The organism is Nitratidesulfovibrio oxamicus (assembly GCF_015731765.1).
Classification (GTDB): Bacteria; Desulfobacterota; Desulfovibrionia; order Desulfovibrionales; family Desulfovibrionaceae; genus Cupidesulfovibrio; species Cupidesulfovibrio oxamicus.
This window is the reverse complement of record NZ_VRYY01000687.1, coordinates 1-11,679: the sequence shown is the minus strand read 5'-3', so window position 1 is coordinate 11,679 and position 11,679 is coordinate 1. Positions and strand designations below refer to the sequence as shown.

At 65.0% G+C, this 11,679-nt stretch carries 10 protein-coding genes; 5 read left to right on the top strand and 5 right to left on the bottom strand.

Going from position 1 to position 11,679, the window contains the following annotated elements:
* Nucleotides 1-516: 516 nt before the first annotated feature.
* Nucleotides 517-1,161 carry a sulfurtransferase-like selenium metabolism protein YedF gene (yedF, locus tag FVW20_RS17280; RefSeq protein ID WP_196610556.1) on the bottom strand — a complete coding sequence of 215 codons (645 nt, stop codon included), beginning with the start codon at nucleotides 1,159-1,161 and terminating at the stop codon, nucleotides 517-519.
* 112 nt (nucleotides 1,162-1,273) lie between these two features.
* Here yedF and FVW20_RS17275 point away from each other — a divergent pair, with 112 nt between their 5' ends.
* The 3 genes from FVW20_RS17275 to FVW20_RS17265 are packed head-to-tail and all read left to right on the top strand — an operon-like array spanning nucleotide 1,274 to nucleotide 4,748.
* Nucleotides 1,274-3,130, top strand: coding sequence for an ABC transporter ATP-binding protein (locus tag FVW20_RS17275; protein WP_196610555.1), 1,857 nt, complete (start codon nucleotides 1,274-1,276; stop codon nucleotides 3,128-3,130).
* Nucleotides 3,127-3,789, top strand: a complete 663-nt coding sequence (locus FVW20_RS17270) for a lysophospholipid acyltransferase family protein (RefSeq protein WP_196610554.1) — start codon at nucleotides 3,127-3,129, stop codon at nucleotides 3,787-3,789. Before FVW20_RS17275 ends, FVW20_RS17270 begins: the two co-directional genes overlap by 4 nt.
* The gene (locus FVW20_RS17265; protein WP_196610553.1) at nucleotides 3,786-4,748 is read left to right on the top strand and encodes a lysophospholipid acyltransferase family protein; all 963 of its coding nucleotides are present in this window, start codon (nucleotides 3,786-3,788) and stop codon (nucleotides 4,746-4,748) included. The genes FVW20_RS17270 and FVW20_RS17265 overlap by 4 nt, the downstream gene beginning before the upstream one ends.
* Before the next feature lie 1,134 nt (nucleotides 4,749-5,882).
* Here FVW20_RS17265 and fsa read toward each other — a convergent pair.
* The 4 genes from fsa to FVW20_RS17245 all read right to left on the bottom strand — a co-directional run bounded on the left by fsa (nucleotide 5,883) and on the right by FVW20_RS17245 (nucleotide 8,865).
* Nucleotides 5,883-6,527, bottom strand: coding sequence for a fructose-6-phosphate aldolase (gene fsa / locus FVW20_RS17260; protein WP_196610552.1), 645 nt, complete (start codon nucleotides 6,525-6,527; stop codon nucleotides 5,883-5,885).
* 203 nt (nucleotides 6,528-6,730) lie between these two features.
* Nucleotides 6,731-7,027, bottom strand: coding sequence for a transcriptional regulator (locus FVW20_RS17255; RefSeq protein ID WP_196610551.1), 297 nt, complete (start codon nucleotides 7,025-7,027; stop codon nucleotides 6,731-6,733).
* Nucleotides 7,028-7,096: 69 nt separating this feature from the next.
* Nucleotides 7,097-7,681, bottom strand: a complete 585-nt coding sequence (gene folK, locus FVW20_RS17250) for a 2-amino-4-hydroxy-6-hydroxymethyldihydropteridine diphosphokinase (protein ID WP_196610557.1) — start codon at nucleotides 7,679-7,681, stop codon at nucleotides 7,097-7,099.
* Nucleotides 7,682-7,695: 14 nt separating this feature from the next.
* Complete coding sequence (locus tag FVW20_RS17245; protein ID WP_196610550.1) at nucleotides 7,696-8,865, bottom strand: LL-diaminopimelate aminotransferase; 1,170 nt, start codon at nucleotides 8,863-8,865, stop codon at nucleotides 7,696-7,698.
* 734 nt (nucleotides 8,866-9,599) lie between these two features.
* Here FVW20_RS17245 and FVW20_RS17240 point away from each other — a divergent pair.
* Nucleotides 9,600-11,273, top strand: coding sequence for a methyl-accepting chemotaxis protein (locus FVW20_RS17240; protein WP_231039215.1), 1,674 nt, complete (start codon nucleotides 9,600-9,602; stop codon nucleotides 11,271-11,273).
* A 244-nt stretch (nucleotides 11,274-11,517) separates the two neighbouring features.
* The gene (locus FVW20_RS17235) at nucleotides 11,518-11,664 is read left to right on the top strand and encodes a hypothetical protein (protein WP_196610548.1); all 147 of its coding nucleotides are present in this window, start codon (nucleotides 11,518-11,520) and stop codon (nucleotides 11,662-11,664) included.
* Nucleotides 11,665-11,679: the final 15 nt, after the last annotated feature.

The window sequence follows — 11,679 nt, the reverse complement described above, 5'->3', positions numbered from 1 at the left end:
GCGACGGCTGGCCGGGACGCCCGGGACCGTCGCTCCGGCGATCGGAACGGGTACCTTTGGGCGCATCGGAGCGCGCAGGGTCGGCGGCGTCGATGGCGGGGCGCTTGGGACGGCCAGTCGAAGATTTGGCGGGGCGGGACGGAGACGACGGACGGCGCTGGGTCATGGGGTTCCGGGCCGGACAGGGTCCGGCGGGCTGAAGTTTGGTGGCGGCAGGCCCGGGCCTGGCCATGTGCGGCTGGGGCGTCCGGCACAATCTTGGACGAAGCATCCGAAACAATTTCGGACGACGCGTCCGGCACGGTTCCGGACGAAGGCGTCGGCGACCTTTCGGGCGTATGCCCGGCCAACCGTCCGCAGACGAACAGGTGCAGTCTATCCCGGTCGCCCGGCAAAGAAAACCGTCCGGCGCAACCTTTCGGCGGTGCGCCGGACGGCATCCCGGACACGTTGCATGGCGGCGCAGCCAACGGCAGGGAACATCCGTGCTCCAGGCCGGGCGCGCCCCCCGGCCGGTTACGGCCGGATGATCTTGGTGGCAAGTTGCAGGCTGGTGACCACGTCGAGCATGTTGGTGGTCTGGCCCACGGCCTTTTGCTCCAGAAGCCCGAAATGGTCAAGGCAGGTGCCGCAGACCAGCACGGTGGCACCGGCGGCCTCCAGCCGCTTCAGATGGGGCAGGGCGGGGCTGTCCGCAGCGGACAGGCGCACCGCGCCGTTCAGCATGACCACGCGCCACAGCTCCGCGCCCAGTTCGGGCAGGGTGGCAAGGAAGTTCTGCATCAGCTTGGCGCCCAAGGCGTCGTCTCCCGCGCCGATGACGTCGGACGTCAGGAATACCACGACCTTCTCGCCCATGCGGCGCAGTTGTTCCTCGGTCATCACTTCGCAGACCTCGCAATCATCGGCGGGGTCGACGGCGGGCGCATCGCCCTTCACCCCGCGCAACCGCCACAAGCTGTCGCCCGCGTCCGGCGACACGGCCTGGACCTGAACGGTATACCCTTGCGTGGACAGAAAGCGTGTCACGTTTTCCCGCGCGGCCTGATTATCGACAACCACCACCAGCGATGCGGGCGATTGCTCGTCAAGGCAGCGCTTGCAACGCAGCACGGGCTGGGGGCAGGGAAGATTCTGGCAGTTCAGTTCGATTTCTGGCATGGTGAGCCTCCTTTTCAGAAGGAACACCACACAGAGCGGCCCGGTCAAATCGAAAACATCCGCACGATTCCGCACAACACATTTACAAAACAAATAGAAGACCACGCAGCACATGGCCAACGCCAACAAGACCGACCAACCCACCCAGGGCCAGAGCATTCACCTACTCAAGCGTTGCTTGAAGTATTTCCGCCCCTACAAGGGGCAGATATTCCTTTCCATGCTGGCCATGGGCGTGGTGTCGCTGAGCACCGCCGGGTCCGCATGGCTGGTCAAGCCCGCCCTGGACGAAATATTCATCAACAAGGACGAGCAGGCGCTGCTGTACGTGCCGTTGCTGTTCTTCGTGCTTACGCTGGTGAAGGGCGCCGGGCGTTACGTGCAGAACTACTACATGCAGTACAGCGGCCTGCGCGTACTGGAAAAGCTGCGCTCGGAACTGTACGACAAGATCATCTACCTGCCGCTGCAATTCTACGAGGAATCGCAGGTGGGCATGCTCATGTCGCGCATCATCAACGACGTGACCATGATCCGCAACAGCCTGCCGTCCATCGTGATGATGGTGCGGCAACTGCTGACCATGCTGGGCCTGGTGGGCGTGGTGTTCTACCAGAACCCGCGCCTGGCGGTGTGGGCGGTGCTGGTGCTGCCCGCGGCGCTGTATCCGCTGGTATGGTTCGGTCGCAAACTGCGCAAGTATGGCCGCCGCAACCAGTCGAAACTGGCGGACATTTCCGTGGTGTTGCAGGAGGTGTTCAGCGGCATCCGGGTGGTCAAGGCCTTTGCCACCGAACGGCACGAGGCGCGCCGCTTCGACGATGAAAACGAGCGCCTGGCCCGGCTGTACCTGAAGCAGGCCAGCGTGTCCGAGCTTTCCTCGCCGATCATGGAACTGATCGGGGCGGTGGGCATCGGCCTGGTAATCTGGTTCGGCGGGCACGAGGTCATCGCCGGTGAAACCACGGCGGGCACGTTCTTTTCGTTCGTGGCCGCGCTGGCCATGATGTACGACCCGGTCAAGTCGCTGAATTCCTACAACATGGAAGTGCAGCGCGCCCTGGCCGGTGCCGAGCGGGTGTTCGAGATCCTCGACGCACCCGAACTGACGGTGGAGCAGGGGGGCGACACCCCCTTCGACGAACCCTTCCGCGAACTGCGCTTCGAGGGCGTGACCTTCACCTACGGCAGCAAGACCGCGCCCGCGCTGGACAACGTCAGCCTTACCGTGCGCGCGGGCGAACGCGTGGCCATCGTGGGGCCCAGCGGCGCGGGCAAGAGCACCTTCGTCAACCTGATCCCCCGGTTCTACGAACCGCAGCAGGGGGCCATCGTCCTCAATGGTCGCCCGGTGGCGGACTATACCCTGGAAACCTTGCGCCGCAACGTGTCCATGGTGTCGCAGGACACCTTCCTGTTCAACCTTCCGGTGCGCGACAACATCACCTACGGCCTTTCCGGGGCCATTGACGAAGACACCGTGCGCGCCGCCGCCATGTCCGCCTATGCCGATGAATTCATCCGCGAACTGCCGGAAGGGTACGACACCCTGCTGGGCGAGCGCGGGGTGAAGTTGTCCGGCGGGCAGAAACAGCGCCTGACCATAGCCCGGGCCATCATGAAGGATGCGCCGCTGCTCATTCTGGACGAGGCCACGAGCGCACTGGACTCCGAGGCCGAGCGCATCGTGCAGAAGGCCCTGGACAACCTGATGGAAAACCGTACCAGCATCGTCATTGCCCACCGGCTGTCCACCATCCTTTCCGCCGACCGCATCCTGGTCATGGAGCAGGGGCGCATCGTGGACGCCGGGCGGCACGAGGAACTGCTGGCTCGCTGCCCCATGTACGCCCGGCTGTACGCCATGCAGTTCGCAACCGATGCCGCCAATGCCGCCCCGGCCAACGTGGACGATCCTCTCGACACGGAGCAGGGCGCTGCCGTGCCCGCCACCGGAGCCACTGCGTGAAGTTGCCCCCCGCCCTCATCGCGCCCCCGCTGTACGGACTGTACAAGGCCTGGTGCGCCACCCTGCGGTACGACATTGCCGGGCGCCAGGCCGTGGACGACCTGTGGCATGCCCGCACCCCCATGGTCTTTGCGCTGTGGCACGACGAACTCTTTCCGCTCATGCACGTGCGGGGCGACCTGGAGATCGTCACCGTGGTCAGCCAGAGCCGCGACGGCGAATACCTTGCGCAGGTGCTGCAACGGCTGGGCCTGCGAACGGCGCGAGGGTCCAGTTCGCGCGGCGGGGTCAAGGCGCTGATCGGCGCGGCGCGCCAGATGCGCAAGGAAGGATTGTGCGGCTGCGTGACCGTGGACGGCCCGCGCGGGCCGCGCCACAAGGTAAAGCCGGGCGCGATCTTTCTGGCGCAACGGGCCAAGGCGCCCATAGTGCCCATGCGCATTTTCATGGAGCGCGCCAAGGTCTTCGAGCGCGCCTGGGACCGTTTTCAGCTGCCGCTGCCGTTTTCCCGCGTGCGGGTGGTGTTTGGCGCGCCATACCGGTTGCCGGATACGACCGATATGATAACGAAGGAAGGTGAAGATAACGGGCAGGGGGGCGATGCAGCCCTGGCTGCCGCCTGCACGGACCTTGAAGCCCGGCTTGAAGGATTGCGATGACTTCCCACGCCCCCCGCGACGACATTTCCACCAACCACGGCGCGGCTGGCGGGCCGGATTCCGCAACTGCACCGAAAGGCCTGATGCCGCGCCTGCTGCACATGCTGGCCCGTGCCCTTGCCAGCCGGGGGTTTGACGGCATAGCCCGGTACGGCAACGCCCTGGGCGCACTGCTGTGGCACTGCCTGCCCGGCAGGCGGCGCCTGGCTGTACGGGCCATCGCCGATCACCTCGGGGTATCGCAACAAGAGGCCACGCGCATCGCGCGGCAAAGCTTTGCCCACAATGCCCGCTCGTTCCTGGAAGTGCTTCTGGTGGGGCAGTTCGGATTCGAGCAGACGGGCGCCCGCCTCATCATCGACAACCCCGACCTGCTGCGCAGGCTGGCAGAAGGTGACCGCCCCGTAGTCGCAACCACGGCACATCTTGGCGCATGGGAGTTCATGTCCTCGCTGATGGGGCAATGGCATCTGGACCGCCCACGCATGGTGGTGGTGCGCCGCAACAGCAACCGTACCCTCAACGACTTCATATTCGCCATGCGCGGCGCGCGTGGCTTGCAGGTGGTGGACCACCGCAACGCCGTGTTCACCGTGCTCAAGGGGCTGAAACGCAACGGGTGCGTCGGTTTTCTGGTGGACCACAATTGCCGCCGCGACGAGGCCATCTTCCTGCCGTTCCTGGGGGAAACCGCCGCCGTGAACATGGGACCGGCCCTGCTGGCCGTGCGTGCCGAGGCGGAAGTGTGGCCCGCCTTCATGATTCGCGAGGGCGACTGTTACCGGTTGTACATCGACGAACCGCTGGATACCGCTACCCTGGACGGCGACCGTAACGACAAGGTCGAAGCAGTTTCCCGGTTTTATACCCAGGCCGTGGAAAGGGCAGTGCGCGCCCATCCCGAACAGTGGTTCTGGATGCACAAACGCTGGAAGACCCGCCCAAAGCAGGACGACTGATACCGTCTGCTGCCTCATCTCCCTGTATCCATCGACCACTCGCACCGATTGATCTGCCGCCGCCGATGACGCGTAAACGTTCGGTGGCGGTCTTTTTTGGCGCGCTCACACATCGAGCACGCCGATTGCAACACGCCTGAGAACAGCCGCCACGATGGCAAGTCCTGCAAAAATAGTGGGTGATAGATCTTCCTTACCCGCACACACCGACACCCCCGGCGGGAGCAAGCACGCATCGTGAGCAGATACCGGTCGGACATTCTGTTGGCACTCATACGTGATCAACCACTCCGATACCAATCCGCGAAATATCGGGCAGCGCCATCCCGCGTGAGCGGCCCGAAACGCCGGGCATCCGAGGCAAACATCATGGCAGACGCAGTTCCAAGCGCATATCCAAGGCGATGCAGACTATGGATCCTGCGGGGTAGCATCGGAAAGCCACCGGTTGTTTCACGAAAAATCGAAAATTCATATCAATATAAAATGAAAGACTTCTCACGTCATGAAAGTTAACATAATTTACATTATGAGACATTAGCAGAAACGCTTGAACGGGAGGGAGCGTCCCTTTTTTGGCAGCACGCTCCCCACGCATTCCTGCCTGACGCCAGAAACGCTCCCACCCGCCTGAAGATCAAAAGGCACCCGGCCACACCGCGCCACAGGCCGGGCCTGCGTTTCAAATCGCACTTCAATCGGTGTTTTCGATTGCTCGTACTGATCCCTGGTGGCCAACAGACACTGGACCCGGCCTGAGTTGCTTCAACGAAAACATGGCAGCGCGTCCGCATGGCCTCCTTCCCTCAAGCTGGCAGGCACCACATGACAATGCCTTCCCCTCTGCTTCGACCAGTCGCCAACAGCGCATACGTATATGGATCAGCCACGTGCCCTGCCAATTTCCCCAAATTCATGCCCTGCTTCCTCCCGCATTTGAGACTCGAATTTTCGAAATCCACACCCTTGGCCATCAGAAATGCTTTTGCGCCGCAAACGACAACGTCGTGCGTTTTTCCACCGGGGACGCAAAAACGGGCACCATCCACTGGGGATGGTGCCCGTTTTTCAGGCAACCCTGGGTAAAAAACTTCACAGGCCGCTGCCGCAGCAGCCGGGATGGCGGAAATAGCGTTAGCCGTTCAGCGCCGCCCAATCCTTGTTGAACGTCTCGAGTCCGGCAGTGGTCAGGGGGTGATCGAACATCTGGCGCAGCACGGCAAACGGCACGGTGGCCACATGGGCGCCCATCAGGGCCGCTTCGGCCACGTGACGCGGATGGCGTACGCTGGCCACGATGACCCGGGCGTCCATGGCGTAGTTGTTCAGGATGGTCATGATGTCGGCCACAAGTTGCATGCCGTCCTGCGAAAGGCCGTCCAGCCGTCCCACGAAGGGAGAAATGAACGAGGCTCCGGCCTTGGCGGCCAGCAGCGCCTGCATGGGCGAGAAAACCAGGGTCACGTTGGTGTCCACGCCCTTGGTCTTCAGAACGCGCACGGCCTTCAGCCCTTCGGGGGTCATGGGAATCTTGACCACCACGTTGGGTCCGTTGCGCACAAGGTCCAGCCCCATGGCAATGAGTTCGTCGGCGGTGTCGCCCACGGCCTCCAGGCTCACCGGCCCTTCCACCTCGCGGCAGATGGACTGCATCACCGCGCGCCAGTCGCCGCCTTCGCGGGCCATCAGCGTGGGGTTGGTGGTCACGCCGTCCAGCAGGCCCCAGGCCTTGGCGGCGCGCATCTCGGCAAGGTTCGCCGTATCCAGAAAGAATTGCATGAACCGGTGCCTCCTTGCGTCAGGCAGCCGCCCGCCTGCGGAGCACACATGCTCTCGGGCGCACGGCTGCATCACGAAAGAACAAACTGTTGCGGCAATGGGCACCGCTGCCGGGCGGGCTGCACCGGACGACCGGCACGAGATTGACCCCGCATATCCGCGCCCAACCTGCGAATATGACAATTCCCGCGGGTAGTTACGGCCTATTCGGCGTCCTTTTCCTCGCGCGCGGGAATTTCGCGGCCGCCGCTTTCCAGTTGCTTCAGGAAGTTGTCGCGGCATTCATAGCTGCAAAACCGGTAGGTCTTATCGCCGTCGCGCACGGTGACGCCGCCGTTGGCGTCTATGTAGGCTCCGCAGATGGGGTCGCGCACCATTTCGCCGGTGGCCACCATTTCTTCCTTCTGCTTCTTGTCATCCTTGCTCTTCTTGCGCGCCTCGTTGGTCACAAGGCGGTAGAGGAAATAGCCTGCCGCGATCAGCAAGAGCCACTTGAGCATGCCAGACTCCCTTTGGGTCCTAGAGGCGTTGATGAAGGCCGGGCGCGCGGACGCGCTCCGTTTGGCCGTTCACTGGGCGATGCGCCCGTCGTGCAGGGTGAACGTCAGCGATTTCAGGGCGTGTATCAGACTTTGCCCGTCGGGGAAAGCGAGTTCGGGGGCGATTTCGTACAGCGGCACCAGGACGAAGGCCCGCTCGCGCATGCGCGGGTGCGGCAGCGTCAGGCGCGGGGTGTCGCGCACGGCATTGCCGAACAGCAGCAGGTCGATGTCGATGGTGCGCGGGGCAAAGCGTGCGGCAATATCCGGCGCGACGGAATCGGCCCCTTCCCGCACCTGCGCGTGCCCATCCCCCCCCTGTCCGGCATCCAATGCATATGCCCGGCAGCGGCCCAGTACCTGTTCCACGCCCAGCAGGTGGTCCAGCAACCCTTCGGGCGTCATGTCCTGGGCGCATTCCAGCCGCGCCACCTGATTGGCGAACCATGGCTGGTCACGGTAGCCCTGCGGTTCCGTGCGGTACACGGATGACACCGCGCCTACGACAACGCCGGGCAGGGCGGCTAGTGCCGCCACGGCCCGGACGATATTGTCGGCGGGGTCGCCCCCCGTCGCGTCCTTCCGGACGCTTGGCGGAGGCAGGTTGGACCCCAGGCAGACGTAAGCGATTACAGGTTCGCGATGCGTGACACGGCCTCCTCAAGGCGGTCGGTATCCACGGTGAGCGAAATGCGGAAATAGCCTTCGCCCGGCGCGCCAAAGCCGTTGCCGGGGGTCAGCACCACGCCGGTCTTTTCCAGCACTGCGGTGACGAATTCGGCGGACGAGCCGTACCCGGCGGGCACCTTGGCCCAGATGTAGAACGCGGCGGCAGGCACGCGGCAGGCAATGCCCACCTTCTGCAGGGCGGCCACCACCACGTCGCGGCGCTTGCGGTAGATGGCGCGCAGTTCGCGGCAGAAGTCGTCACCGTCGCGCAGGGCCACGATGGAGGCTTCCTGCACGGCCTGGAAGATGCCGGAGTCCACGTTTTCCTTCACCTTGCCAAGGCCCGCCACCAGGGATGCGTTGCCCACGGCCATGCCCACGCGCCAGCCGGTCATGTTGTAGGTCTTGGACAGCGAGTGGAACTCGATGGTCACGTCCTTCGCGCCTTCCACTTCAAGAATGCTCATGGGCTTGTCATTCTCGTCGTAGTAGACCTCGGTGTAGGCCGTATCGTGCGCGATGATCACGTTGTGCTGCCTGCAGATGCCGATGAGCTTTTCGTAGAACGCGCGCGGGGCCGTGGCCGCCGTGGGGTTGTTGGGATAGTTGACGAAAATCATCTTCGCCCGGTCCCAGGTGGCGGCGGGAATGGCGTCAAGGTCGGGCAGGTAGTCGTTTTCCTCCACCAGGGGGATGAACTGCACCTCGCCGCCCACGAAGCCGGTGGCGATGTGGTACACCGGGTAGTTGGGCGTGCACACCAACACCAGGTCGCCGGGGTTCACGAAGGCCAGCGGAAAATGGGCGATGCCTTCCTTGGACCCGATGAGGCCGATGACCTCGGTCTTGGGGTCAAGGCTGACGCCAAAGCGGCGGCCATACCAGTTGGCCACTTCCTGCCGGAATTCCAGCATGCCCACGTACGAGGGGTACTGGTGGTTGGCGGGGCGCTCCACGGCCTTCTTCATGGCTTCGATGATGAAATCGGGCGTCGGCATGTCGGGGTCGCCGATGCCGAGGCTGATGATGTCCACGCCACGGGCGGCCACTTCGGCCTTGACCTTGTCGATGCCTGCGAACAGGTACGGGGGCAGGGTCGCCAGCCGGTCCGCGAGTTTGAAATCAGCCATTCCGAATCTTCTCCTTGCGGGTTTCGATCCCCTGGGTGCGCCTGTCCGCTTATGGCGGGGCACTCCCGTGCGCCGGTAAAAAAAGAGGGCTCTGCCAGAAGCCCGTTCCTTGCAATGCCTTGCGGGCAACCGCGTGCCCGGTTTCGTCCTGTTGCGCGAAATCTACAGGCCCCCTGCCCGGCCTGTCAAATGATAAAGCCTCCTGACGTGGCGGGGTCGGCGGACGCGGCGTGCACTGGCGCATGCGGCAAACGCGCCCCGGGTATGCCCGCTGACGCACCTCTCCTGCCAGCCTTTCTGCCCGCTGCATCCCCCTCCACTCTCCGGGGGTATGCATCCTGCAAGCAAGTGTGGGGCTTCTGCACCCCCTGCCCGCTCTTTTGCGGATGCCGGACACCCGCCTGGTGGGAAACGGACACCTTGCCCCATGTCGGCGCAATGCCCGTGCATCGTGATCCGGCGCAGGACCAGCACGCATGCGGGTGCACCATCGGGCACACCGGGTCGTGCAACCGCACGGGCAGGGGACGGAAAGGCGGGGTATCCTACCCTACCCTACATTACGGCTTTTATTGTCAAAAACGTCATCGGGCATAACAAAAACGACAAAACCGACAACATGCAGCAACGGATGACGCATTCAGGCTCACGATAACGCGGGGGAACGCATGACATCGGCAACACGGGCTTTGGGTGGATCGGGCCTGCAGGCGATGCTTTTCGCCGGTACGGCCATGGCCGTCGCGCTGGGTGCGGCGGCATGGGTGGTGAACGGGCTGCTGCTTATGGGCCTGCTGGTGGCGCTGGGCTGCCTGTATGACGCATGGCGCGTGCACGGGGCATTGGCTGCCGCCGCCCGGCAGGCCGCCGCGGTGCGTGACGAGGCAGCACCATCCGGCACGGCGGCGCGGAATGCCGACGGCGGCTTGTCTTTCACCGCCCGCAAGGCCGGGGGGGCATCCCCCGCTGCCAACGATTTCGACAGTGACGCGGCGACCCTTCTGGCTCGCCATGTGCCGCGCGTGGTGGCCCTGCTGGACGGGGTGCGCCAGCGCATGGCGGCGGAAGCCGCCCGTGCCGACGCCAGCGCCCAGGCCGCCGAGGCTGCCGGACGCAGGGCGGGCCTTGTGCGCGAACGGGCGGAAGCCTCCAACCGGCAGGCCATGCACAATTCTGCAAAAACCCTGGACCGCGCCGTGGGCTCGTTGCAGGAAGCGGCAGCACGCCTGGCTGCCGAGGCGGGCCGCGCCTCCAGCGGGGCCGACAACCAGCAGCGGCTGGCGGGCGATACCGCCGTGGCCATGGAACAGATGACAGCCACGGTCAACGCCGTGGCCCTCAACGCGGGCGATGCCGCCACCCAGGCCGACACCGCGCGCCAGAAGGCCCTGGCCGGGCGCGACGTGGTGAACCGGGCCGTGTCCTCCATCGCCGCCGTGCACGGCCACACCACCGGCCTGCGCCAGGTCATGGGCGATCTGGGCACCCGAGCCGAATCCATCGGCCAGGTCATGGGCGTCATTACCGACATCGCGGACCAGACCAACCTGCTGGCGCTGAACGCCGCCATCGAGGCGGCCCGTGCCGGGGACGCCGGGCGCGGCTTTGCCGTGGTGGCCGACGAGGTGCGCAAACTGGCGGAAAAGACCATGCAGGCCACCCGCGAGGTGGGCGAGGTCATCGTGGCCATCCAGACCGGCACCCGCAAGACCCTGTCCGACATGGACGAGGCCGCCCGCGTGGTGGACGAGGCCACCCGCCTGGCAGAAGATTCCGGCGAGGCCCTGGCCGAAATCGTGGACATCGTGGAAGCCACCTCCGACGGGGTGCGCACCATCGCCACCGCCGCCGAGCAGCAGGCCGCCACCTGCGAGGAAATCAACCGCATCATCTCGCAGGTGGACGCCATTTCGCGCCAGACCGCCGACGGCATGCACCGCGCCAACGACGACATCGCCGCCCTTTCAGGTCAGATGGTCCGGCTGGCCACCCTGAACCGGGTGTTCCACGTCATCGGGCAGGGCACGGTGCAAACGCTCATGCGCGGGCTGGCCGATGCGCCGGACATCCGGTCATTGCAACGCGAGCGCGTGGAGGCGCACCTGCGCCAGGTCATTGCCGCCGCGCCGTACCTGGAACTGTTGTACATGACGGACGGCAAGGGCCGACAGATCATTGCCAACATCGCCCCGGCGGCGCTGGCCACCCCTGCGGATGCGCAGGCCTGCGGCAAGGACTGGTCGTCGCGCCCGTGGTTTACCGGGGCCATGGCCATCGGCGACCTGTACATCTCGGAAAGCTACGTCTCGCAGGCCTCGGGTGCGCCGTGCATCACGGTGTCCCTGCCCATGGAGGACGCGGCAGGCAACCCCGTTGCCCTGCTGGCGGCGGACGTAAAACTGGGGTGACGCCAGCTGAAGCCTCTGGCTGACGGCGACAATCTGCGCCATCAATAGTATAAGGATGCAACCCTGTCGGGGCGCGCCATGCGGCGCGCCCCGCTTTCATTTCCGGCTGCCGCACGGCCCTGTTGCCACTGCGACAAGGCGTGGCCTGCATCGCCCGCCATGCCCACGGCCAGCCGTCCGCATGACCTGTCGTGCCCATCCGCGCGCACGCTCGCCACATGCCCTTGCCGCACACGTGACGCCCGTGTACCATGCCAACTCGTATACCGCCCTGCCCGCGCGCCCTTCCGGGCTTGCCGGGGCCGGGCACGACCGCGCCGCGCGCATCGAGTTCCATGCCCCCACGCCGCCGTTCCGTTCCCATTGCGCCAGCCGCCAACGCCACCGGTGAATCCGCCGGGGCAGT

Excerpts from the sequence above, each read along its gene's own strand:
- yedF (WP_196610556.1), bottom strand. The coding sequence starts at position 1,161 with ATGCCAGAAATCGAACTGAACTGCCAGAATCTTCCCTGCCCCCAGCCC.
- FVW20_RS17275 (WP_196610555.1), top strand. The coding sequence starts at position 1,274 with ATGGCCAACGCCAACAAGACCGACCAACCCACCCAGGGCCAGAGCATT.
- FVW20_RS17265 (WP_196610553.1), top strand. The coding sequence starts at position 3,786 with ATGACTTCCCACGCCCCCCGCGACGACATTTCCACCAACCACGGCGCG.
- fsa (WP_196610552.1), bottom strand. The coding sequence starts at position 6,527 with ATGCAATTCTTTCTGGATACGGCGAACCTTGCCGAGATGCGCGCCGCC.
- FVW20_RS17255 (WP_196610551.1), bottom strand. The coding sequence starts at position 7,027 with ATGCTCAAGTGGCTCTTGCTGATCGCGGCAGGCTATTTCCTCTACCGC.
- FVW20_RS17245 (WP_196610550.1), bottom strand. The coding sequence starts at position 8,865 with ATGGCTGATTTCAAACTCGCGGACCGGCTGGCGACCCTGCCCCCGTAC.
- FVW20_RS17240 (WP_231039215.1), top strand. The coding sequence starts at position 9,600 with ATGGCCGTCGCGCTGGGTGCGGCGGCATGGGTGGTGAACGGGCTGCTG.